Source organism: Paenibacillus riograndensis SBR5, assembly GCF_000981585.1.
Lineage (GTDB): Bacteria > Bacillota > Bacilli > Paenibacillales > Paenibacillaceae > Paenibacillus_AQ > Paenibacillus_AQ riograndensis.
Genome location: NZ_LN831776.1, coordinates 4,965,685 through 4,989,979, shown reverse-complemented (window position 1 = coordinate 4,989,979; position 24,295 = coordinate 4,965,685). Strand labels below are relative to the sequence as shown.

Sequence of the window (24,295 nt, the reverse complement as noted above, 5' to 3'; positions counted from 1 at the left end):
GGAGGTTATTGATGAGAATATCCAAAGAGCCAATTGAACGCAGAAATGAGATTTTAGATACAGCGGAGGGGCTTTTTTTTACAAAGGGCTATAACAAAACAACGGTCAATGATATTTTGCAGGAAATCGGGATTGCCAAGGGGACCTTCTATTATTATTTCAAATCCAAAGAAGAAGTGATGGATGCGGTGGTCATGCGGTTTATTGAAGCCGGCGTGGCTGCAGCCAGAGCTATAGCCTCCGATCCGAAGCTTACTGTGCACGACAAGCTGCTGCAGATTATTATGGCTCAGAAGCCCGATACAGTCCGGAAGGAAAAGATGATTGAGCAGTTTCATGAGGCGGAGAATGCACAGATTCACCAGAAAAGTCTGGCAGAGACGATTCTGCAGTTGACGCCTGTTCTAACAGAGGTAATCAATCAGGGGATAGAGGAAAAGCTGTTTCGCACTCCGTACCCCAAAGAAACGATGGAATTTTTACTGGCTGCTTCGCAGTTTCTGCTGGATGAAGGAATCTTCATGTGGACACCCGAGGAAATGCTTCGAAAAATACAGGCCTTCATCCACATCATGGAGGTAACGCTTGGAGCAGAACCGGGAAGTTTCGCTTATGTCACGCAAATGTTCAGCCAGACTTCTCCAGGCAATGATGAGCAGTAGGTCTTATGGACGCTTCCTGCTCTTATGGATGGGGGAATGGATATCCAGCATAGGCAGCGGTTTGACAGCTTTTGCACTCGGGGTATACGTCTTTCATATGACAGGTACAGCCACCAGTGTTGCAATGGTCACCTTATGCGCTTATGTTCCGTCGATTGTACTTGGTCCGTTTGGCGGAGTACTCGCAGACCGCTTTGACCGGAGGCTCATGATGATAACGGGTGACTTAGGCTCGGCTGTTGGTCTGGTGTTCATTCTGGTTTTGATGCTGGAAGGCGAGCCCTCCCTCGGGCAGATTTGTTTGGGCGTGGCGCTTAGTTCAGTGTTTGTTTCCTTGCTGGAACCTGCTTATAAGGCTACCATTACCGATTTATTGAGCGTAGAGCAATTTGCCAAGGCCAGCGGGCTGGTCCAGCTTGCAGCATCTTCGAAATATCTTCTTTCCCCGGTGCTCGCCGGGAGCTTGCTGGCTATCACTGATATTAAGAACATTCTGATTATAGATATTTTCACCTTTCTGGTTACTGTGTTTGCCGTTTTTGCTGTGAAGCGGAGTATGAACACTCCGAAGTCAGCGGCGGTTACGGGAGTGCCTTTGCAGCTGTTCAAAGATTTGAGGGAAGGCTGGAAAGCACTTGCTTCCGTTCAGGGAGTACTTCAGCTTATTTTCGTGCTCTCGATGGTGACTTTTTGTGCAGGTTTTCTGCAGACCCTGTTTACCCCCTTGCTGCTGGCTTTTACGGATACGAGGACGCTTGGCATGATCGAATCTATCAGCGCTGTTGGGATGCTGGCCGGGAGTCTGGTCATCGGGATATTCAGCCTTAAGGGCAACATTGTGAGGTTACTGGCGGTCAGCCTGGGTGTGGCCGGGCTGTGTTTTGCACTGGTGGGAATGAGCACAAATACAGCGTTGATCACATCTGCCGGATTCCTTTTCTTTGCAGCCCTGCCATTCGTGAACACCAGTGCGGATGTCATGATCCGCAGCAATATTCCCGGTGAGGTGCAAGGCAGAGCCTGGGGGATTATTGGCGTACTGTCCCAGTTTGGTTATGTCGCGGCCTATGCCTGTTCCGGGGTACTGTCGGATCAAGTGTTTAACCCGCTTTTACAGGAAGGGGGAATGCTGGCATCCAGCGTAGGCAGAATTATAGGGACAGGGGAAGGGCGGGGAATTGGGCTGCTTCTGATGGTCGCGGGAGGACTTATCGTGTTTGCAGCATTTATGATTTCCGGTATGACATCTATCCGTTCTCTCAATAAGAAGATGAAATAAATATTTCGGTCATGGACAGGAGAGCAACTAACAATGCTGCTGCAAATGGTGAAAAGAGATATCCGAAGAAATAAAATCATCTCCGTTGGCCTGGTTCTGTTTATCATGCTGTCCGCATTGCTGGCAGCCAGTGCCACCCATATTCTGGTGGAGCTGTCCGGCTCGCTCCGCAGTCTGCTTGTCCAGGCACAAGCTCCGCATTTCGTTCAGATGCATTCGGGGCCGATTAATGCTGATGCCATCCGGGAGTTTACAGCAAATAATCCGCTTGTCAAACAGCAGCAGACTCAAGAGATGCTGAATATAGACGGCTCCAGGGTTTACCTGGGGGAAAGTACCCGTTCGGAAGGCAGCAGTGTGATGGACATCAGTTTTGTCCGGCAGAATCCAGCGTTTGATTACCTGCTGAATCTGGATAATCAAATCATTGAAGTGCCTGAAGGGAATATCGCCGTCCCGATCTACTACATGCAGCAGAACAACCTGCATATCGGAGATCAAGTGAAGGTGTCCGATGGACCGGATGAATGGATTTATACAATCAGTGATTTTGTCCGTGATGTACAGATGAATCCTTCTCTTGTCAGCTCGAAGCGGTTTGTGGTCAACGAATCAGACTACCGGCTCCTGAAGGGCAAGCTCGGGGAAATTGAATATCTGATTGAATTTCAGCTGAATGATTCCAGCAGGTTGGCGGAGTTCCGCAATGCGTATAAAGCCTCGAATCTGCCGGATAAAGGGCCGAATATTGACTATCCTTTATTAAAAACATTGAATGCCCTGACGGATGGAATCATAGCCATTGTCATCATTGCGGCCAGTATGCTGCTGATCGTTATCGCCTGTCTTTGCCTGCGGTTTACCCTGCTTGCCACTCTGGAGGAGGACTACCGCGAGATTGGTGTCATGAAGGCCATCGGTATTTCCAGGAAGGATATCCGCAAGCTCTATTTTGGCAAGTACTTCATCCTGGCGGCGCTCGCCTGCTGTGGGGGATACGGCCTGTCATTTGCTGTATTGGGGCTGTTTACCTCTAATATCAGTCTGTATATGGGAACGGCTCCGGCCAGCCTGCTGAAGATTATGGTTCCGATATTCGCCGCAGGACTGATTTTTGGACTGGTGATGTTTTTTTGCAGGATTATTCTTGGGAGGTTTGGCCGGATTTCGGCAGCAAAGGCATTAAGAACAGGCACACTCGGAACGGGGCATAGGCATAACCGGCGGTACCAGCTAAGCAGGCGAAAGTATGTGCACGTCAATATATTTCTTGGCATAAAGGATGTCTGCCGGCGGTTCAGCATGTTTGGAATATTGTTTGTCGTGATGGTGATCTGTTTGTTCCTGATCATTGTTCCGGTTAATCTCTTGCACACGCTGAAGTCGCCAAACTTCATTTCCTATATGGGAGTAGGGCAAAGCGATCTGCGCATTGATCTGCAGTCCGCCGGAGATACAGAGCAGCGATATCATGTTATGCTTTCAGCATTGAAAAACGATCCCGACATCGAACGCTTATCGCCTTTAGTTACCAGCAGGTTCAAAGTACTTGGCAATGACGGTTTATGGGCCAATCTTAATGTGGAGACAGGAGATTTTTCTATATTTCCTTTGTCATATCTCCATGGAACCGCACCGGAAGCAGGCAATGAAATTGCACTCTCGGATCTGAATGCACGTGAACTTAACAAAAAGGTAGGGGATATTCTTATTCTGGAGGCCGGCGGCAAAAAGCTGGATGTGACGGTGAGCGGGATTTACCAGGACATCACCAATGGCGGCCGGACCGCCAAAGCGCGCATAGGCTATGACCGGAAGAATGTTCTGTGGTACATAGTGGCTCTGGATCTCAAACCGGGGGTATCTGCAACTGACAAAATGAAGCAGTATGAGCAGAGCTTTTCATCAGCCAAAATCACTCATCTGGACAGCTATTTATCGCAAACTCTGGGGAATACAATCGCCCGGCTGAAACTGGTAACGGGTCTCGCGATCGCTGTCTCCCTGGCGGTAACGATCATGATGACCTCACTGTTCCTGAAGATGCTGCTGGCTAAGGATACCTCGCAAATTGCTATTATGAAAAGCATGGGATTCACACACCGGGATATCTGCTGGCAGTATCTGACCAAGATAGTTTCCGTAGCCTCGATTGGGATCGTCAGTGGAACATTCGCATCCGGTACAATCGGAGAAGCTCTGGTGCGTCTCTTGGGCTCGATGATGGGCGCCTCCCGGATTGAGCTTGCGGCTCAACCGCTGCTGGCTTATCTGGTTCTGCCCTGCGGTTATCTTCTAACTGTAGGCCTTGCGGCAATAATAAGCACATTATCGGTAAAAAGGGTTAGTAACGCACAGCATACAGCCGAATGAGAGGGGACAGCAACATGGTTATTTTAGAAGCGAGCGGGTTGCATAAGGTGTATGATAACGGCCAATCCAATCCGCAGCCTGTACTTAGAAATATCAAATTGCAGATTCAGCAAGGTGAATTTGTGGCAGTGATGGGACCTTCGGGGTCCGGAAAATCTACGCTGCTGTACACAGTGAGCGGGATGGACCCAATCACCACCGGCAGTGTGGCATTTAACGGACGGGAGCTTGCGGGCCTGAATGAGAATGAACTCGCGGAGATACGGCTGAACGAAATGGGCTTTATTTTTCAGCAGATGCATTTGTTGAAAAATCTGAACATCCGCGACAACATTCTTTTGCCGGCTTACCGTGCCGGGCAAATAAGCCGCAGGAGCATCAATAAGTCAGCTGCCGAGTTAATGAGATTAACCGGCATTTCTGCACTGGCCGAACGGAATATTACGCAAGTGTCCGGAGGACAAATGCAAAGAGCGGCGATCTGCAGGGCTCTGATCAATGAGCCGGTGATGCTTTTTGGCGACGAACCTACCGGTGCTTTGAATTCGCAGGCTGCCACTGAGATCATGGGGATTCTGGCAGAGATCAACCAATCAGGGACCACCATTTTGCTGGCAACCCATGATCCGAGAGTGGCTGCCAAGGCCGAACGGGTACTGTATATGCTGGATGGGAATATGGCTTCGGAGCAGTGGCTTGGTAAATACAATTCCCGGGAGCATGAGCTGAAGTTACGGGAAGAGCGTTTGTCCAGATGGTTGAATCAGATGAAATTTTAAGCTGGAAATGAAAACGCAACCAAAATGAAATAAACCTCAGCAATTCTTAGGCTTGGGAAGATCAGGCAAGAAAATGGCGAATTTTCAGGAAATATGGGGGAATATATAGGCTTTTGAAGTTTTAAATTTTATCCTTTATGCGCTAGAATGTAGACATCACCACAGGAACCACCTAAGCAAAGATCAGGGGTTACCCGGGTGACTGTCTCATTCCTAAATTTAGAAATGAATGTAGGAAAGGAGAGAATCCAATGTACTGAGTTAGCGAAGCATGCCGGAATCGGCTGCGGGTAGAAGGGTGGACGTGACAACATCTTTCGGCAGACCGTGGGGATGCGGGTAACCAGGGCAGCAAATCTTTAGTAAAGGAAAAAGCTATTCATTCAAGCAAGAGCTATCTTGCCGAAGAAAGAGCGTGATTCCGTTGAAAAAGGTTAGCGAAGCGTACAAATACGATATTCACAACAGGAAAAACGCCGGTGAAAACGTTTTTCGTGGAATCGTGTACGCGGGAATTCACCCCCATATGCAGGACATGGATTAATGCTCCGGACAGGAGAGTACGGGTAAAACAGTAAGTTGAATATGAGAACAATTACCATGTCAGGGATATGGCTTGTTACTTGGAGGAAATGATAGAAATTGAATACAGGAGTCAGCACATAATCCCCGTTGCCTTATTACTTAAGGTTAACGGGGATTTATGCGTACTATGCGTACTATGCGTACTATGCGTACTATGCGTACTATGCGTACTATGCGTACATAGTGAGGATCAACCAAAAGAACGGCGTGTATACAGGCATCTACAGCCAGCCGGGATTCAGAAGCAGAGGCGCAATGTGTTCGCTGAAGACATCCGCAGGCGGATTGTTTTTGCCGCGCTTGTTATCCTGAGTCAGAACGACGACTGTCTGTGGCTCCGGCAATACATATACAAATTGTCCGGCATACCCCCTGGCGTAATAAAATTGCATGGCGGCTGGAGGCTCCCCGTCACTTGCAGCATGAGGATAGGAATCTGTCCACCAATGCCAGCCGTACCCTCCGCGGCGGGGAGCTTCCGCATGCATTGCCGTTGTCACTGAACGTGCAAGCCTCTCCCGCGAAATCAGCTGCGCCCCGTTCCAGCGCCCTTGCTGCAAATAGAGCTGTCCAAATTTCAACAGAGCTGACGGCCGCAGCTGAAGCCCGAATCCGCCTGTATGAATGCCTTGGGGATCAGCCTCCCATTGATATTCCTCAATTCCAAGCGGTCCGAACAAATATTGCTCGGCAAACCGTGCCGTAGTCATCCCCGAGGCTTGAACCAGAATGGCGGATAAGAGCTGCGATATGCCGGAGTTGTACTCCATGCGTGTCCCCGGAGCATCCGCGAGCGGCTGTTCCAGCACATATTCCACCCAATCGGGGGAACGGGTCATCTTGGGGAAGGAATTCAGCCCGCCGAATTCACTCCAGCGGAAACCGGCAGACAGGGTCAGCAGATGTTCCAGGGTTATCTCCTGTTTGCGCGTGTCCTTGTCCCGGCGGAGCTGAGGGAAAAATTCGGCAACGCTGGACGAAGGGTCCGGCAGCAGCCCTTGATCCATTGCAATGCAGATCAGCGAGGAAAGCACGCTTTTGGTACAGGAGTTGATCTTGGCAATCCCGGAAGCGGTGCGGTCATCCCGGTAATGCTCAAACCTAAGCTCGCCCCGGGTACTGATCAGGCAGCTCCTCAGATTCAGCGGGGCAATAGCATGTTGTAATGTCATCTGATTCATCCGGCTCATCCTTTCATAAGATGTATCATACCATTGGTTCATATAATACCCCAATAGGCTTGCGGACAACCGGCATCATAGTAAAAGCTGCCCGGAGCACCTCCGGACAGCTTTGTATAATGAATTTCCAGCCGCACTGACAGCCTCAGGTGGAGAGCGTGTACGAAATGAATATTCTTATTTTTAGCTTCATAGATCCTGATAAACAATATTTATAAGTTCGATCTTCAAAGTCTGGATGGCCTCTTCCCGGGGCAGCATAATGAACTTGGACAAATATTCAATATCTACCGAGAAAAGACTTAGGATATCCTCCATGGATTCTTTGTCACCGTTTTGCGCTTTTTTCACTGTTTCGACGAAATGATGAGATATTCCTTCAGGATTTCTAGCCCCTTGCGCTTCCATTTGCTAACCCCCTGTTGAGTCATATGTAACTCTCTCGCAACCTCGTGTTCCGCCATTCCTTCAATCACCGTTTTTTTAATGATATACCTGCATTTCTCCCAAGGAATCGTTTCCAGAAGCTCGTCCACAAACAGCTCTGAAATCACCATGGTCTCAAAGCTGCTGTCGGAGCCGCTGTCATACAACTGATTGTCATACAGCGGGCTGCTTTCCCGGATCAGCTGAATGCGAGTTTTGTACTGGATTCTCCATGCTGAACGTTTTAACAGTTTTCTGCAGGTTTCAAGTAGCTCGTCATCATAGGTAATCATGACTACTCCCCCATTTCCAGTTTTGCAAAAATAGATTGGCCAGTGCAGCCTGTTCCCCCAGGCCTGATCCCCGTATGCCGCCGCAGAGCACAATGCAGCTATTTGCACTCCCGCTTGCGGCTGCATGGCGGATCAACTGATTTCTCTCCTTATATAACAAGTAGAATATTCCATAGATTCCACAACTATCAAAAACATAAATTTACATGATTACTATTTTTATTCGAATAGTTGTAAAAATAATCTTTCAATTACCATTATTTACGATGGTAAATAAGATTCGATTGTCGAAATTTCATTTTTGGAGGCGATAGGGATGGAGGACTATTTTACACCGGAAATCATCAATACCATTCTTACTGTGCTGGTTATTCCGCTGCTGGGTTTAATGGCAAAAGCAATGGTGTCATATACCAGACGCGAAATAGCCCATCTGGAAGAAAAGATAGGAGCCGAGGCCGTGAACACGCTGCTGAACCGGGCAGGGGATGCGATTGAGTCCGCGGTGATTGCGGTGAACCAGACGTTCGTGGAGGAGCTGAAACAGCAGGGTTCTTTTGATGCGGCGGCGATGGAGAAGGCGTTCAAGCTGGCTAAAGAAAAGGCTATGACCCTATTGGGGGAAACGGCCAAAACGGAGCTGAGCCTTGTCCTCGGTGATCTCGAAGCCTGGATAGAAACCAAAATAGAAGTTTATGTGAACCGGAATAAACAGTTGTAAAAACCTGTCCGGATTTCCCTTTGATTAGTAAAGGAGGGGCAAATCTTCGCCAGGTTAGATAGCTCATCACAAAAAAAGTTAGGGGATGCATGATGAAACATTCGAAAAGAAAAGTAAAGCTTGTGCAGCAAGGAAGGTTAGGCATCATCACCAAATGGCTGTGCCTTTTGCTCCTGATCTTGTTGCTGGCTCCCGGGGCTGTGTTTGGATCAGGGAAAATGTTCCTGGACGGCCCGTCGGGTGCGGAGGCAGGAAAAGTGTACGCAGCGGTGTATGATACAGAACCTCCCGCTAAACAGACGGTCAGAAATTCAGTCTACCAATCCGTATATGATTCAGTGTATGGGCTGGACCCGACACTCGGAGTCATTCTGCACCACGGGGCCTATCAGATGAACCTGCTTGCCGTCAGTGATGTGGAAGGGTCAATGACCGCAGTGTCACCGCTGCTCCAGCAGATCCGATTGTCCCAGGCTTCGGGTGTCATTCCGGGCGGACGCGGGTTTATGCTTCCGCAGGTGGTAGCTGTCAAGGATCTGGCAGGCAACCCGCTTGCCGGAGTTCCTGTTACTTTTACCGCTTCTGAAGACAGCACGATCACAGCGGTTATGCGGGGGCTTAACAGCACTGGAATCACGGTTTTTACGGATGACAACGGGTATGCCTCTGCAGCTAACACCTTTACGGGTTATGCGGGGGAAGGGTATCAGGTCTACTCTAAGAGTACCGGTGTCATTAAGACACTGGATGTAAAAGCCACGGTCCCGGGTCTGCAGCCGGTCACCTTCAAGGTGGAAATCGGTGCCGTAGGCTCCAATCTGATCGATACCACGCCGCCCGCGATTATGGCAACGGCGCGAACCGATGCCGGAGCTGCTTACATTGCCGGAACATGGACCAACCATTCCGTGACGGTTCATTACTCGGCAACTGATACTTTATCCGCGATTAAATCGCTGACCCCCGATCAGAGCTTTACCGCTGAAGGAGCGGGCCAGATGGCAACGGGTAAAGCTGTCGACAGCGCAGCTTCGAGTGATGAGGATAAGAACCATTATTCCACCACAACCTTTGGACCCATTAACATTGATAAAAGCGCCCCGGTTACGACGGTAACTGCGCCGGGTGCGGAATCCGGCAGCTGGAGCCACGATAAGGTGCAGCTTCATCTGGCCGCAGAGGACCCGTATTCAGGTGTCGACTCCCTCTATTATAAGCTGGGTGAGCATGACGCCGTGAAAACGGCAGGCAGCAGTGCAGATGTTGAAATTAACCAAGAAGGAACAACTACGGTCACCTATTGGGCTGTGGATAAAACCGGGAATGCGGAAGCTGCCCAGACAGCAACCGTTAAAATCGATAAAAGCGGTCCGGTCATGTCCAGCATTCTTAGCCCTGAGGCGAATGCAAAAGGCTGGAACAGCACCGATGTTACGGTTTCCCTCACGGCCTCGGATGTAAACTCGGGAGTTAAGGAAATTCACTATATTCTGGGTGCAGCCGGAGAAGAGAAGATTGTTGCGGGAACAACGGCAACATTTGCTGTCCAGACTGAAGGGATCACACCACTTGCGTTCTGGGCTGTAGACCAGGCAGGAAACAGTACTCCTGTACAAAAGACTGAAGTGAAGATAGACAAAACGATTCCGGTAGTCACTGTACCGGCAGATATCACGATTGAGGCAAAGGGGATTCGAACGTCTGTCGATATTGGGCAAGCCTCCGTGAAGGATATTTCGGTCCCTGATGTTTCCATCACAAACGATGCCCCGGCGGATTATCCGATCGGAACAACAACCGTGAAATGGACTGCAGTGGACCCGGTAGGGAACACCTCTTCGCAGGTGCAGAAAATCACGGTGAAGGATACCACCAAACCTGTGCTTACCGTGCAGGGGGATATTGTGGTTGAAGCGACTGCTGTAAAAACACCGGTTGTGGTCACCGGAGCATCGGCAACCGATATTTTCCCGGTCATTGTGGTCAATGATGCTCCGAAGGAATTCCCTATCGGGACGACAAAGGTCACATGGACGGCTACAGATGCGAACAGCAACGTCATTACAGCTACGCAAAAGGTAATTGTTGTCGATACGGTTAAGCCTGTACTGACGATACCTGCGAACATCACCAAGGAAGCTGAAGGCAGAAGAACTGCGGTTTCCATTGGTACGGCGACAGCGGAAGATATTTTTAAAGTGAATATCACCAATAATGCACCGGCAGACTTTCCGGTAGGGACGACCGAAGTCAGCTGGACGGCTAAAGACGAGAACGGGAATGTCTCTACAGCCAAGCAATTCATTACGGTTAAAGATACGACCAAGCCTGTAATGGTCATTCCGCAGGACATCACCATCGAGGCAACCAGCCCGCGGATGGAGCTGGAGATTGGAAAGGCTCAGGTTACAGATTTGTTCGATGTGCTGGTCATCAATAATGCCCCGGAATATTTTAAGGTAGGGGTTACCAAGGTGACCTGGACGGCTACTGACGAGCATGGCAATATCACGAGTGCGGTTCAGAATGTTACCGTTATCGACAGTACTGACCCAGTGCTCACAGTACCTAAGGATGTCTCAGCAGAAGCCACTGGAATCAAGACGCCGGTGGAACTGGGAGAGGCGGCAGCTACGGATATTTTTAAGGTCATTGTTACCAATAATGCCCCGGATAGCTATGCTGTCGGAAAAACGGTTGTGACCTGGACAGCTACCGACGAGAATGGCAACGTCACCAAGAAAACGCAGACAGTTACCATCACTGATACCACCAAGCCGCTGGTTACGCTGCCAAGCGATAAGACGGCAGAAGCGACCGGAGAAAGAACAAAGGTAGACATCGGCAAGCCGGTGGTGACGGAAATATTCCCGGTAACCATTACCCATAATGCACCGGCGGATTTCCCGCTGGGAACGACGGAAGTGACCTGGACGGTTACCGATGAGAATGGCAATGCGACCATAGGCACGCAAAAGATCAAGATAGTAGATACGACCAAACCTAAGCTCACAGCGCCTGCGGATCTCACCGTAGAGGCGACGGCGGTCAGATCCAAAGTCTCCCTCGGTCAGCCCGTTGTGACAGATTTGTTCAAAGTTACAGTCATTAATGATGCGCCAGTCGACTTTCCGGTAGGGGTTACCAAGGTAACCTGGATGGCTACGGATGCAAGCGGCAATGTGGCTATAAGCACACAGAATGTAAAGGTTATAGACTCTACCAATCCCAAACTCCATATGCCTGAGGATGTCCGGGTTGAAGCCACTGCCGTTAGAACACCGGTCCAGATTGGCATCGCCACGGCCACGGATATTTTTCCGGTTGTGATCACCAGCAATGCGCCGGCAGATTATCCGGTCGGTACGACTGAAGTCACCTGGACGGCCACGGATGCCAACGGAAATATGACAGCAGGCAAACAAAAAGTGACTGTAGTCGATACAACACTCCCGGTGCTGAAGGTTCCGGCAGATATCAGCACAGAAGCTACAGCGGTTAACACACCTGTCAACATTGGACAGGCGACGGCAACCGATTTGTTTGCAGTAACGATTACAAGCAATGCTCCGGCAAGCTATCCGCTGGGCAAAACGATTGTGACCTGGAAAGCCACCGACGCGAATGGCAATATCAGCAGCGAAACACAGACTATAACAATAGTAGATACAACCGCTCCTGCAATCGCTGAAATCGCAGATCTGACGGTGGAGGCAAGCGGACGGGAAACGCAGGTTCAGCTTGCGGTCCCGGAAGTAACGGATATTTTCGGAATTGCTGCCATGACTAGTGATGCTCCGGCTGCATTTCCTATCGGTACTACAGAGGTGACTTGGACGGCCAAGGATAAGAACGGCAATCTGTCGACCCGCCAACAGAAGGTTATCGTGGCGGATACGACAAAGCCGGTTCTGAGCGTACCGGAGGATGTGCAGGCAGAGGCTTCAGCATTACTGACACCTGTCGAGATCGGGACGGCGACAGCGACGGATTTATTCGATGTTACTGTAAAAAGCAATGCCCCTGCGTCCTATCCACTAGGCGTAACCGAAGTGATCTGGACAGCCACGGATGAGCATGGCAATGTGTCCACAGGCGTGCAGAAGATTACTGTGACAGATACCACGAAGCCGGTGCTGACTGTGCCGGATGATCTGGAAGTGGAAGCCACGGCAGTAAAGTCCCCTGTAAAGATTGGTCAAGCGGCAGCGACAGACATTTATAAAGTTACGATTACCAGCAACGCTCCGGAAGCCTATCCTTTGGGGGTAACGGAAGTCATTTGGACCGCGGCCGATGCGAACGGAAATGTGTCCACGAAGGTGCAGAAGATCAAGGTGGTAGATACGACAAAGCCGGTGCTCACCGTGCCGGAGGACCAGACTGTAGAAGCTACGGCGGTCAAGACTCCAGTGGAGATTGGTATGGCGACGGTGACGGATATTTTCAAATATACGCTTGTAAATAATGCTCCGGAAGCTTATCCGCTGGGTACAACCGAGGTCACCTGGACGGCCACGGATGAGAACGGAAATGTGTCCATGAAGGTGCAGAAGATCAAGGTTGTGGATACGACGAAGCCGGTGCTTACTGTGCCGGAGGACAAGACTGTAGAAGCCACGGCGGTCAAAACTCCAGTGGAGATTGGCATGGCGGCGGCATCGGATATTTTCAAATTTACGCTTGTAAATGATGCTCCGGAAGCTTATCCGCTGGGTACAACCGAGGTCAACTGGACAGCCACGGATGTGAATGGCAATAAGACCACAGGGGTGCAGCGCATTACCGTTGTGGATACCACACAGCCAGTGCTGAAATTCAAAGGTTCCCTGAATCTGACCAAGGAAGCAACCGCCCTGGCAACGCCAGTGGAGCTGGAAGTGCCTGAGGTGCTGGAGCTGTTCCCATTCACATTAACTACAGATGCTCCAGGGTATGGCGATGAACATCCGGTCACTTCAGGGGATCACATCACAGCGAAGTTCCTGCTGGGAACAACAAAGGTCACCTGGACGGCTAAGGATGCCAACGGAAATGCCATGATTGGAATTATAACGGTGACCATAACGGATACGGTCAAGCCCGTGCTCAAGCTGCCGGCAGATATCACTTTAGAAGCAACTGCAGTGAAGACACCGGTTGAGATTGGCCAAGCCACAGCAACAGATATTTATGATGTGACCGTCACCAGCAACGCGCCAGAGGATTACCCGCTGGGGACAACGGAAGTCACCTGGACGGCAAAAGATGCGAACGGCAATGTAAACACAGGCGTGCAGAAGATCACGGTGGTGGATACGACGAAACCGGGTCTGATTTTACCAGTTGATAAGACGGTCGAGGCGACCGGACTCAAGACTCCGGTGGAAATTGGCCAAGCAAAGGGAACGGACATTTTCAAAGTAACTGTCACCAGCAACGCTCCAGAGGATTACCCGCTGGGCACTACAGAAGTAAAATGGACGGCAACTGATGCAAGCGGCAATGTAACCACAGGCGTGCAGAAGATCACGGTGGTGGATACGACGAAGCCCGCTCTGACCCTGCCAGCCGATAAGACGGTCGAAGCGACCGGGCTTAAGACTCCAGTGGAGATCGGCTTGGCGACAGGGACGGACATTTTCAAAGTAACCGTCACCAGCAACGCTCCTGAGGATTACCCGCTGGGGACAACGGAAGTCACCTGGACAGCAACCGATGCGAACGGCAATGTAACCACAGGCGTGCAGAAGATCACAGTGGTGGATACGACGAAACCGACTCTGGCTTTGCCAGCCGACAAGACGGTCGAAGCGACCGGGCTGAAGACTCCAGTGGAGATCGGCTTGGCGACAGGAACGGACATTTTCAAAGTAACCGTCACCAGCAACGCTCCAGAGGATTACCCGCTGGGCACTACAGAAGTAAAATGGACGGCAACTGATGCAAGCGGCAATGTAACCACAGGTGTGCAGAAGATCACGGTGGTGGATACCACGAAGCCGGTGCTGACCCTGCCAGTGGACAAGACGGTCGAAGCGACCGCGCTGAAGACTCCAGTGGAGATCGGCTTGGCGACAGGAACGGACATTTTCAAGGTAACCGTCACCAGCAATGCTCCAGAGGATTACGCGCTGGGCACTACAGAAGTGAAGTGGACGGCAACCGATGAGAACGGCAATGTAACCACAGGCGTGCAGAAAATCACAGTGGTGGATACAACGAAGCCGGTGCTGAAAGCACCAGCGGACATAGCTGCCGCAGCGACAGGGGTCAAAACTCCTGTATCCTTGGGTCAGGCGACAGTGAGCGATATTTTCGGGTACACGTTAGAGAATGATGCTCCTGCGGATGGTTTCCCGGTTGGAAAAACAGCTGTCACCTGGACCGCTACCGATGCGAACGGAAATGTATCTACGGCAGTCCAGTACGTAACCGTTACTCAGGTATTCAAAGTCCAATCGTATAACGGCAGCAGAAACAGTGTCACGAGTAAGATTTCTCCAAGAATCTCCTTCGAGAACACCAGCGGCAGCACCATTCAGCTCTCAAACATTAAGCTCAGATATTACTACACCATTGATGGAGAGAAAATGCAGGGTTTCTATTCCGATTATTCACGGGTATCCGGCTCCGGCAGCAGAAACATTCTATCCTACACCGAGGGAAGCTTTCAAAAGACTGCAAGCAAGAACGGAAGCGATTATTATCTGGAGATCAGCTTCTCCAGCGGTGCCGGAAGCTTGAAGCCGGGTGAAAAGGTGCAAATCCAGTGCACGTTCTGGAAATCTAATTTTTCCGCCTATACGCAGACTAACGATTATTCCTTCAACACATGGGCTACAGATTATACAGACACCAATAAAATCACGGTTTACTCCTCCGGCAAGCTGATTGCAGGTATGGAACCGTAAGCGTGTAGGTGCATTATTGTAACAGCGTCCAGGCTGCTGCCCGGCACAAATGGCTGCAGTCTGGAGTCTATATTCATTATTGAGAGATCAACCAGCTCCATTCCGGGGGTACGATATGCCAGATGACATGAACGAAATTCTTCAACGGTTGACCCGCGTAGAAACAAAGCTCGATATTATGAACAGCGCCAGGGATATCGCACTTGAAGCAATGCAGAGCAGTAAATCGGCGCATCTGCGTGTGGATGAGATGCGGGATGAGCTGGCCAGATTGAAGGTACGGCAAGGGGAGAGCCAGCGGTGGCTGGTGGGAACCATCATCAGCAGTGCCGGACTATTTATTGCGGCTGCCGGGCTTTTGCTGAAAATAATAATCGGATAGCAGGAAAAGACAGCCAGATGACGTGAAAGGAGATGCTGGACAATGGCCAAGGGATTTGATTGCGCGGCACCGCTGACGAAGACATTAGCGAAGAAGTTCCGGGAAGGCGGATATGAATTCGCCTGCCGTTACCTCGTGCCGTCGGGCTGGAAAAGACTTACCAAGTCAGAGGCCGCGGCCATCAGCGCAGGCGGACTGCAAATAGTCTCTGTGTTTGAAACGGCCGCTAACCGTGCGCTGGGAGGCCGCGCTGCGGGTCTGACTGACGGGGCGGCCGCTGCTCAAACGGCGCTGGCTGTAGGACAGCCTGCAGGAAGCCGGATCTACTTTGCCGTAGATTTCGATGCTTCAGCGAAGCAGATGGACACGATCATTCAGTATCTTAAGGCAGCAGGTGAAGCCGCCGGGAATTTTCGGACTGGTGTTTACGGCAGCGCGGCAGTTGTTGAGGCAGCGATGGCGGCCAAAGCCTGCACAGGGTTCTGGCAGACCTATGCCTGGAGCAAGGGCCGGAAGGCGGAGGGGATTCACATCTATCAGTACGACAATGGCCCCAAAGGGCTGGGGCAGCCGATTTATGGTGTGAATGTGGATTTGAATCAGTCCAGCGGCGATGTGGGGTGGTGGAACACGCTGGCTACGATTCAACAGCCGGACGGCTGGGCCGGGGAGGTGAATGATTACATGCTGAATAAGGAGGATGCCAACAAGATCATTGCCTTCATTCAAGCCGCCTACATGGCTGCAGGCAGTGCGGAGTCCAGAACAGAATTCCACCGCCTGGCAGATGAACTGCGCAAAGCATCGGGACAGCCAGTGGACATGGAAAAGTAGGAGGCTATATAGAGTGAACTTGAAAAACGAACAAAAGGGAAAAGGGATGGAGGGGAAGTTTGGAACTGTAGGAGCGGTAGCGTCCGCCTTTGTCTGCGGATTTCCACCGCGAACAGCGGTTATAATCAAGAAATCTGCAGATGGGCAGCGGCCGGAAGTCCAAACATTCTCTGGAGTCACGGCCAAATCCCAAAATCGAAAAATCTCAAGTTCAGTTTATATAGAGTTTATTTGTTAGTAATTATCTTTTATCAGACTATAAAAAGAAAGAGGTTAACCCATGGACGATACTTTAGGAGTGTATATTTCACTATATGGAGTTAAACCAAACGGAGAGGATCAATCCGCAAATATTAATCTGGCGCTTGCTTCGGGCAACACTAAATTTATTTTTCCAAAAGGCACCATACGAGTCGATAAAAAAATTCAAATTAATAACCGGGCTGTAGAATTTATCGGCCACAACAACGGAAGAAGTCAGGAGAACGCAACCATTCTTGAGTTTTATGGAGAAGGTGAGTTTATTAGTCTTGGAAATTCATCTACTCCTGGTTTCTCTGGCCAACAGGGATTTACTTTAAGACAGATTTCTCTAATCTATAAAGGCTCAAGTAGAGGTAATCTAAAAAACCCGTTCGCTGTGAGTGCATCAAACGGGTGGTATGGAACAGGAACCTATGGAATACGAGATTGGAGAGGCGGAGGAATAAAGTTAATTGATGCTCAAATTGAACATTTTGAATACGGGGTATGGGGGACTCAAAGTGATATCAATCGGTTTAACAATCTCCAGCTTTTTTATAATAAGTGTGCAATTTATATGGAAGAAAAAAGCGACCAGTTTCTAGGCGAAGGGCTATATACTTTCGGTAACGATAATACGATTACTATGGTGAATTGTACGGGAGGAAGGTTCTTAAATTGTCAATTTGTTAAGGAAGGTTCTCAAGGCACCTATCCGGTTGAGCTTAACGGATGTTTCTCAATGCTGTTTGCCGGAAACTGGTATGAATCCACAGGGAATTATGGGGCAACTGTTCCTGCATATATTAGGCTGGGCGCAAGTTCAGAGTGTAGAAATATTGTAGTTCGTTCAAGCACATTAGCTATTGGTGATAAAATAAACGGGACCGTACCACAAGTGAATTATTTTATAGAAGTTGTTACAGGCAGATCAATAGTGATAGATGAGGCAGGCGGTTATTTAAGAAATTTAAAAAAATTAGTGGGTTTTTCAGGAGGATCTTCAATCCAAGATGTATATGTCAAGTTAGCTAATACGGTTCCCTATTCTGATGGGAAATACCATGACGAGAATGGGACCGGAAGAGCAGCTATTTTAATTGAGCAACACGATGAGAACGGCAAAACTGTAATGGGGCTAACCAGAACAAAAGCTCAAGCTGGTTCGGTTCAACGTTTAACAGGCGGCTTATGGACAAGGATCGCATTAGATAAAAGCGCCTTTGATGAGCTCGGTGAATTTGATAACGTCAAATATCAATGGACAGCAAAACATACCGGATACTATCGCATTACATCGCTGCAGATGACAGGTGTTCAACAGGCTGGAAATAGACTTCAGCTTGCTTTATTTTTAAATACGGGCGATTCAACGGGGGGAACACCTTGGACTTTTCTGGATGACCGAACGAGTCCGGTAACAGGAGGGGGAGCCGTATCTGGTTCAGTAGAAGTAAAAGTTAATGCGGGGTACAAAATTGATTTAAGAATGTTATCTACTAATGACACAACTTTGCTGGGCGGAAGTTCTAATTATTTGATTATTACTCGGATTTAGTTCGAAATCAGTTACAGATAAATATGCCCGCTTACGGCCACCTGGGGGTGGCTTTTATTATTTTTGTTCGGAAATAAAAATAGTTTTCTTTGTCATCCCGGCTGTAAAAATCGCTATAGATTTTACATCTTCTATAGGATCGATTTTTTACAGAGGGGGGACTCAGCTTGCAGACCCAAGCAACCGCGACCAAGGAGAAAGAGAACACTTCGGGCAGCCATAAACCATACAGCAATCCACTGACGTTCGTACGGCCAGCCGCAACAAAGCTACCGGACCCGGTAGAGATTATCCGGCGTGTCCGTCAAAATCCGGCTTCTTTGAGCCGGGAAGACAAGCTGGCGCTCCAGCGTACCTTAGGCAACCGTGCCGTAGTTCAATTGTTATCCAGCCTGAAGGATGGGCCTAAGGATGAGAAAAAAACAGATAACTCTCCGGAGGCAAAGCCGGGCGGACAAGGACAGGGAAGCCCGGAAACTGTAAGTAGGCAGATGCAGCCTCCGGAGCAGAAGCCGGAACCGGCACAGGCAAAGGCAAAGGTAGAACCGCTTAGCGCTCAGACTGAACCGAAGGCACAGCAGAATGAAAAGCCTAGCAATATAGCAAAGGTCAGCTCTGCACTCAAAGAGCAGGGCAGACCTTTGGCGAAAAGTTCACCTTCGGGCGCTGAAGCGGGCAAAGGAAAAGCAGATGAAGAGCGGCCGGACGGAAAAGAGAAAGCAGCAGCTCCTCAGGCTACAGAAACTGGGAAAGCGCAAGTGGCCGAAGCCCAAGATGCGAACAATATGAACGAAGGCAAAGAGTCCAAGGGAGCAAAGGAAGAAAAGTCAGAAAAGAAATCCAAGGCAGAGGATGCCAAAGGGGAATCCGCACAGAAGGGAGCACCGAAGGAACCATCCTTGGGTGAGGCCTTGGGCGCATTGGCGGGAGAGGGGAAGGAAGAGCCGGCCAAGGCTAAGAAGGTGAACATCCACGGGGAAGATCCGGGGCAAATTCTCGATCAGCTGACCCATGTTCAGCCCACAGAGATCGGGGATGCCTATGCCCAGGCTGTGGATGTATCCGCAGGCGCCTTAGCGAAGCAGAAGCAGAAGACCCGGCAGGGGCTGCCGGTCATTCCGACCCCTACGGGACTGAAGGGAAAAGTGCTGCAAGCCCGGAGAAAAATAGCGCCGCTGAAACATGACGTTCCGGACGGCTATAAGAGCGAACGGTCTGGCGGAAGCGCGCAACCAGGAAATCTTGGTCGAATGGACATCGGGTCTTCAGGATCAGACGGAAATCCGGAAGCCATGTTGGGCGAAATCCGTTCCGCTGCGGCGGTGCCGCCGGAAATCAGCATGACAGGCGAGGCGGACCCGTCCCAGCTTGAAGGCTTCAGCCAGGAGGCCTCCCAGCAGGTAGGAGCAGCCAAGCGGGCGGAGATGGACCAGATTAGCCATCCGTTTGGTGAAAATGACATCTATCCCGAGCCGGACGGCTCCACCCTGAAAGCCGCAGAACTGCAAGGAGGCCATGCCCCCGGAGCCAAAAAGCTGCCTGTGCTGGGAGTGCCGGCGGACATGACCGCCGGGCTGAATCACAGCCTTGCTCCGGAAATGAAGAAGCAGCTGGGGGCCAAGCAGGCTGAATACAGCAAGGAGAAAGCAGCGTTCGACAGCAAGGTGCAGCGCTCCAAAGCAGACAGCCACGCCCAAATCCAGCAGGCGGAGACCGAGGCCAAGGACAAGCAGCTTAGCCAGCAGGCCGGGGCGAAGGCGGAAGTGGATCATCTGCGCGGCGAATGGAAAAACGAGCTGGATGCGGCCGAAGCCGACTATGCCGGTCAGGCTGGAGCCGCAGCGCAGCAGAAAAAAGGCGAGATCAACAGCGTCCGGGCGGAAAAAGAGCGCGAAGCGCAGAAAAAGCAGTCCGAAGCTGAACGGGAAGCCACCCAAGCCTACAGCAAAGCCAAGAAGGAAGCCGACGGAAAACACGAGGAAGAAAAAGCGAAGGAAGAGAAAAAGGGCGGCTTCCTCGGCTGGGTGAAAGACAAGCTCGAAGCGGTGGTCGAAGTCGTTAAAAAGGCAGTTACCTTTATTTTCGAAGGCCTCCGAAAAGCGGTTAAGTTTATTTTTGACAAAGCCAAGCAAGCCGTGCTGGGTATTATTGAACTGGGCCGCAAGCTGATCACCACGCTGATTAAAGGCCTGGGAACGCTGCTCAAAAAGCTGGTCTCAGTTGTTTTTGCCAAATTCCCTGGCATCGCCGCCAAAATATGCAGCAAAATTGACGGAGTCGTCAACAAAGCGGTGAAGGCTGTCAACCAGCTGGCGCAGAAGCTCAAAACCAAAGTCACACAGGTTATGGATTTCCTGGCCGCCAAGGTGGATCAGGCGCTGGCTGCGGTGCAGAACTTCTATACCAAGCTGATCTCAACGTTAGGCCATCTTCTCATTGCTACCTTTCTGGATGTGCTGTCACGGATTGGGGCGCTCGGCAAGGCGGCCAAGCGTTCGCTCAGCCATTTGGAAGGCAAGATGTGGGAATATCTGCTGGGTGTGGACATCTCCAAACCTATGGGGGCAGAAGCGGCTGAGGGCGGCGCTGCGCCACAGGCCCAGGAGGAAGGTCAGGCTGCGGACGAGAAGCTTACGGCAGACGACATCGAAATGGAGTCGGTGGAAGAAGGGGAGCTGGACCCGGCGCTGGTGCAGGAAGCGAACCTTAAGGATGGAGAAACGAAGCAGCTTCCAGGCAGCAGCAAGCCGGCTACGATGGACAGCATCATGGCGGATTTTGATACCGGAAAAGCGGAGCAAAACGTTGGCGGCAAAATCGCCGACGGCGCGAAGCTTCGTGCCAGCAATGCGAAAATGTTGTTTGACCAGATGAAAACGTATGTAATAAAATGGATGAAGAGTAATGGATTGAAGCTTTTGGCGGCCATCGCGGGGATATTGGCTGGCGTCGTCGCTGCCGAGATCCTCACAGGCGGGGCCATCACCGCTGCACTTCCGATGATTATGAACCTCATCACCCTGTATCTGCAAGCAGATGCGATCAAATCCGTCGCCCAGACCCTGGTCCAAGCCTCTGGTTATATTGGCACCTACCTGAGCCAGGGCTGGCAGAAAATGATCGAGCCTGCGGCAATCGCGCTCGCCACCGCACTTGCCATGGGACTGGTTGAGCTGGCGATGGAGCTCGGGTTCAAGGCGATTGGCAAAGGGCTGAACAAAGCCGGAAAAGCTGTAAAAAACAGCATCGGAGCCGCTAGTGCGGGAGTGAAGAAGGCAGCGGGCGCAGGAGTCAAAGGCATCAAGAGCCTGCTGAAATCCGGAGCCAAGCTTGCCTCCAAGAGCGGCAGCATGATCATCCGGAGCGGCAAAATCGTGATCAAGAGCCTGCAGAAAGGGCTCATGAAGGGGGCCAAAAAGCTCAGAGTCCTGCTGGACCGGGTTCTGCAGAGGTTTAAGTTTAAGAAGTTTAAGCTGGAGCGTAAGGGAGATCACGTTCTTCTCTACGGGGAAGTTAATCCTTGGGTTTTACTGGCTAATGGGCGAATAAAAAAAGTTGACGATCTTGAAGGTAAAAAGGCTGGAATTAGTTCTCAGGCTGAGTATGACAAAATTAAAAGCTTAAACGTTTCCGAAAGAAAAGAAGTATACGGTAAAGCAGTTTCTAAAGAAGATGGCAAGATTGATTTTGATAGTATTTTGGAGAAAGATAGTTCGCAGAAGTGGTCTCCTGATAAGAGATTGTATTCAGTTGCTTATGAAATGAAATTACCCAATCATATGTACCCTGAGATGAGTGACGCTAGACATTTTCAAGAAGCTAATAAGAAACTACATGAGGCTTTCCAAGTTGACTCAATATTTGCTCAACAAATGGAGGAATTATATCCAGGAATAATTGCTGGTGTAAAACCGGGAAAAAGAGGAGCTTTTCCACGAAAACCACCAACTCCAGAGGTTACTTGGCATCATGAGCCCAATAGAGAGGGGATTCTACAATTAATACCGTTTGATCAGCATACAGCAAAGGGTGAAATACAATCTGTATTACATCCTAATGGAAAAGGAGGAATGGAGATTTGGGGGGGAGGAAGAAAAAGAAAAAAGTAATGAAATATTTATATAATTCGGCGCTTTTCTAGAAGAGTGCATTTAGGGGAGAATAAAATGGAGAAACTTATTACATTGAAAAAAATACTAAATAATATTGAACAATTCGAGTGGTCAGATGCTTTATTTCTTCCAGCTGATGAAACATGGGATTTAGATACAAAAGGTGCTATAATCGATCCAGATGATGTAGAGGATGACAGTGATGAAGTGCCTGAATTTGCTAAGAAAAATAATTTAATGTACGCTTTAGACATTCAAACTATAAAAGGAATAATTAAAAATGCTTTAGTACAAAAGGTTGAATGTACAGATGAAGATTTAATCGAGGCCTTTTTATATTATTATGATAATGACGCTTTTATAGTAACAAAATAAATAATAAATCGACTTTGAAAATGATTAGGATATTATGCTTATGTGGAGTTTAAATTGACCTTGGTTGGTTATAGGCCTTCCAAGGTTTCTTTTTTGTCGGGGCTAATTAGTACAATTCCTGACCAACAACGATTATAAGTAAAGCACTATCAAAATTCCCTCCCCAGTTGTAATCCCTCTTCCCAAAATAAGCTCGGTACTTCATGCTCCGATATCTGGAAGCCAATAAAAGTAAAATCCGCTTTGTCGTGGGGTGCACTGCCAGGGATCTGTATGACAGAGAGGCGGAGCCATCTTTGTCACAGAGCTGTAGCCAGAGAAGCATCACACTATTGAGATTGGCTGCAAGCTGGATTTTGATACCCGGAAAAGCTGAGCAAAGCCTTGGCGGCAAAACGCCGACGGCGCGTTGCTACACGCTAATAATGTGAAAATGGTGTTTGACCCGTTTAAATCGCATCTAATAAAATGGATGAAGAATAAAGGATGGAGGCTTTTTCCGGCCATCGCCGGGATATTGGTCGGCGTAGTCGCTGCTGAGATCATCACAAGCGGGGCAATCACTGCCGCCCTTCCGATGATTGTGAATTTCATCACACTGTACCTGCAAGCAGATGCGATCAAATCTGTCGCCAGAACTTGGTTCAAGCCTCTGGCTATAATTCAAAGATGACAAAGTCTCAAGGATTGACAGCTCACCATTTCAGCAATACAGAAATACAAATGATTCCATCAAAAATCTATGGAAATATACCACATAAGGGTTCTGCTTCTGAGATGAGAAATTCTAATAATCAAAAAGAGTGAAAAAGATCTGAAAATGAAAATAGTAATTATTTAAATAAATAATAAAGGAGCTAAGATATCGAATGAAAGAAATAAGCGAACAGTTTAATCTTATAGAAGAACATTTATATACTATTGGATTACCAAGTAGAGACGTAGTTTACTCTGAAGTTGATATTACAAAAATTGAGGAAAAATACAACATTTCATTTCCTGAGATATATAAACTTTTTGTACTTAAATACGGAAATTCTAAATTTGAACAAGAAGTGATTTATAAATCATTAGAATTATCGCCTTGTACAGATAAGAATGGTTTTAATGCTTTTGATTCATTTTTTGGTTTGGATGGTGGATTGGATGACGTGAGTAATAAAATTAATCAGTACTATGAAAGGATCCCCAGTTCTTTAATACCAATTGCAGACGATGGTAAAGGGAATCTTATATGTATTGGTGTCAAGAATGGATTTAATGAGAAAATTTATTTTTGGTATCACGAAAATGAATTGATGGCAAATGTAATGCTGAATGAAAAAAAATACGGAAATATTGGTTTAGATGATTATTGGGACAATGTTTTTTTAGTTTCAGATAGCTTTGTTGATTTTATAAGAAGTTTTGAAATTGAACCAGTAGAAAAAGACCAAAAAGTTGAATTGAAAATTGTAAAAGAAAGAATGAATACTGACTTTGTAGCTAATATGTTAGCCGCTAGAGCAGAATTGGAGGCTAAAGAAAAGGAAAGAAAGGATAAGAAAAATGGCAAGGGCTGAAATTAGGCTATAGGATGCTCTATACCAAAATCAGTAT

16 protein-coding genes are annotated in these 24,295 nt (G+C 49.0%); 13 read left to right on the top strand and 3 right to left on the bottom strand.

What is annotated here, in order from left to right:
- Window positions 1-11: 11 nt before the first annotated feature.
- Genes PRIO_RS21175 through PRIO_RS21160 form a run of 4 tightly spaced genes read left to right on the top strand, consistent with a single transcriptional unit; the run spans window position 12 to window position 5,093 of the window.
- The gene (locus tag PRIO_RS21175) at window positions 12-662 is read left to right on the top strand and encodes a TetR/AcrR family transcriptional regulator (RefSeq protein WP_020428553.1); all 651 of its coding nucleotides are present in this window, start codon (window positions 12-14) and stop codon (window positions 660-662) included.
- A complete protein-coding gene (locus tag PRIO_RS21170; RefSeq protein ID WP_331709812.1) occupies window positions 649-1,941 on the top strand; it encodes an MFS transporter in 1,293 nt (430 codons plus the stop codon). Before PRIO_RS21175 ends, PRIO_RS21170 begins: the two co-directional genes overlap by 14 nt.
- Before the next feature lie 33 nt (window positions 1,942-1,974).
- Window positions 1,975-4,314 (top strand): ABC transporter permease, encoded by a 2,340-nt coding sequence (locus PRIO_RS21165; protein ID WP_020428549.1) that lies wholly within the window; start codon window positions 1,975-1,977, stop codon window positions 4,312-4,314.
- Window positions 4,315-4,328: 14 nt separating this feature from the next.
- A complete protein-coding gene (locus tag PRIO_RS21160) occupies window positions 4,329-5,093 on the top strand; it encodes an ABC transporter ATP-binding protein (RefSeq protein WP_020428547.1) in 765 nt (254 codons plus the stop codon).
- A gap of 806 nt (window positions 5,094-5,899) precedes the next feature.
- Here PRIO_RS21160 and PRIO_RS21155 read toward each other — a convergent pair.
- The 3 genes from PRIO_RS21155 to PRIO_RS21145 form a co-directional block, all read right to left on the bottom strand.
- Complete coding sequence (locus PRIO_RS21155) at window positions 5,900-6,859, bottom strand: serine hydrolase domain-containing protein (protein ID WP_082118185.1); 960 nt, start codon at window positions 6,857-6,859, stop codon at window positions 5,900-5,902.
- 189 nt (window positions 6,860-7,048) lie between these two features.
- A complete protein-coding gene (locus PRIO_RS21150; protein WP_020428542.1) occupies window positions 7,049-7,210 on the bottom strand; it encodes a helix-turn-helix domain-containing protein in 162 nt (53 codons plus the stop codon).
- The gene (locus PRIO_RS21145) at window positions 7,207-7,578 is read right to left on the bottom strand and encodes an RNA polymerase sigma factor (protein ID WP_020428541.1); all 372 of its coding nucleotides are present in this window, start codon (window positions 7,576-7,578) and stop codon (window positions 7,207-7,209) included. Before PRIO_RS21145 ends, PRIO_RS21150 begins: the two co-directional genes overlap by 4 nt.
- Before the next feature lie 316 nt (window positions 7,579-7,894).
- On the opposite strand from PRIO_RS21145, the gene PRIO_RS34005 reads away from it, so the two are divergent.
- The 9 genes from PRIO_RS34005 to PRIO_RS21095 all read left to right on the top strand — a co-directional run bounded on the left by PRIO_RS34005 (window position 7,895) and on the right by PRIO_RS21095 (window position 24,258).
- Window positions 7,895-8,299, top strand: a complete 405-nt coding sequence (locus PRIO_RS34005; RefSeq protein ID WP_020428540.1) for a hypothetical protein — start codon at window positions 7,895-7,897, stop codon at window positions 8,297-8,299.
- Between the two features lie 89 nt (window positions 8,300-8,388).
- Window positions 8,389-15,192, top strand: coding sequence for an HYR domain-containing protein (locus PRIO_RS21135; RefSeq protein WP_231869729.1), 6,804 nt, complete (start codon window positions 8,389-8,391; stop codon window positions 15,190-15,192).
- A gap of 115 nt (window positions 15,193-15,307) precedes the next feature.
- A complete protein-coding gene (locus PRIO_RS36440; protein WP_020429235.1) occupies window positions 15,308-15,574 on the top strand; it encodes a hypothetical protein in 267 nt (88 codons plus the stop codon).
- A 42-nt stretch (window positions 15,575-15,616) separates the two neighbouring features.
- The gene (locus PRIO_RS21125) at window positions 15,617-16,408 is read left to right on the top strand and encodes a DUF1906 domain-containing protein (protein WP_020429236.1); all 792 of its coding nucleotides are present in this window, start codon (window positions 15,617-15,619) and stop codon (window positions 16,406-16,408) included.
- A 280-nt stretch (window positions 16,409-16,688) separates the two neighbouring features.
- Window positions 16,689-18,209: a hypothetical protein gene (locus PRIO_RS21115; protein ID WP_046504574.1), complete on the top strand. Its 1,521-nt coding sequence runs from the start codon at window positions 16,689-16,691 to the stop codon at window positions 18,207-18,209.
- 167 nt (window positions 18,210-18,376) lie between these two features.
- Entirely contained in the window at window positions 18,377-22,318 is a 3,942-nt protein-coding gene (locus PRIO_RS21110) for a hypothetical protein (protein ID WP_052741503.1), read from the top strand.
- A 57-nt stretch (window positions 22,319-22,375) separates the two neighbouring features.
- Window positions 22,376-22,696 carry a DUF7716 domain-containing protein gene (locus PRIO_RS21105; RefSeq protein WP_046504571.1) on the top strand — a complete coding sequence of 107 codons (321 nt, stop codon included), beginning with the start codon at window positions 22,376-22,378 and terminating at the stop codon, window positions 22,694-22,696.
- Between the two features lie 472 nt (window positions 22,697-23,168).
- On the top strand, window positions 23,169-23,369 hold the full coding sequence (locus tag PRIO_RS21100; protein ID WP_144412125.1) for a hypothetical protein: 201 nt from the start codon (window positions 23,169-23,171) through the stop codon (window positions 23,367-23,369).
- Between the two features lie 196 nt (window positions 23,370-23,565).
- On the top strand, window positions 23,566-24,258 hold the full coding sequence (locus tag PRIO_RS21095) for an SMI1/KNR4 family protein (protein WP_046504564.1): 693 nt from the start codon (window positions 23,566-23,568) through the stop codon (window positions 24,256-24,258).
- Window positions 24,259-24,295 lie beyond the last annotated feature (37 nt).

Coding starts and splice junctions, on each gene's coding strand:
- PRIO_RS21160 (WP_020428547.1), top strand. CDS start 4,329: ATGGTTATTTTAGAAGCGAGCGGGTTGCATAAGGTGTATGATAACGGC.
- PRIO_RS21115 (WP_046504574.1), top strand. CDS start 16,689: ATGGACGATACTTTAGGAGTGTATATTTCACTATATGGAGTTAAACCA.
- PRIO_RS21105 (WP_046504571.1), top strand. CDS start 22,376: ATGGAGAAACTTATTACATTGAAAAAAATACTAAATAATATTGAACAA.
- PRIO_RS21155 (WP_082118185.1), bottom strand. CDS start 6,859: ATGAATCAGATGACATTACAACATGCTATTGCCCCGCTGAATCTGAGG.
- PRIO_RS21125 (WP_020429236.1), top strand. CDS start 15,617: ATGGCCAAGGGATTTGATTGCGCGGCACCGCTGACGAAGACATTAGCG.
- PRIO_RS21100 (WP_144412125.1), top strand. CDS start 23,169: ATGAAGAATAAAGGATGGAGGCTTTTTCCGGCCATCGCCGGGATATTG.
- PRIO_RS21145 (WP_020428541.1), bottom strand. CDS start 7,578: ATGATTACCTATGATGACGAGCTACTTGAAACCTGCAGAAAACTGTTA.
- PRIO_RS21165 (WP_020428549.1), top strand. CDS start 1,975: ATGCTGCTGCAAATGGTGAAAAGAGATATCCGAAGAAATAAAATCATC.
- PRIO_RS36440 (WP_020429235.1), top strand. CDS start 15,308: ATGCCAGATGACATGAACGAAATTCTTCAACGGTTGACCCGCGTAGAA.
- PRIO_RS21175 (WP_020428553.1), top strand. CDS start 12: ATGAGAATATCCAAAGAGCCAATTGAACGCAGAAATGAGATTTTAGAT.
- PRIO_RS21135 (WP_231869729.1), top strand. CDS start 8,389: ATGATGAAACATTCGAAAAGAAAAGTAAAGCTTGTGCAGCAAGGAAGG.
- PRIO_RS34005 (WP_020428540.1), top strand. CDS start 7,895: ATGGAGGACTATTTTACACCGGAAATCATCAATACCATTCTTACTGTG.
- PRIO_RS21170 (WP_331709812.1), top strand. CDS start 649: ATGATGAGCAGTAGGTCTTATGGACGCTTCCTGCTCTTATGGATGGGG.
- PRIO_RS21095 (WP_046504564.1), top strand. CDS start 23,566: ATGAAAGAAATAAGCGAACAGTTTAATCTTATAGAAGAACATTTATAT.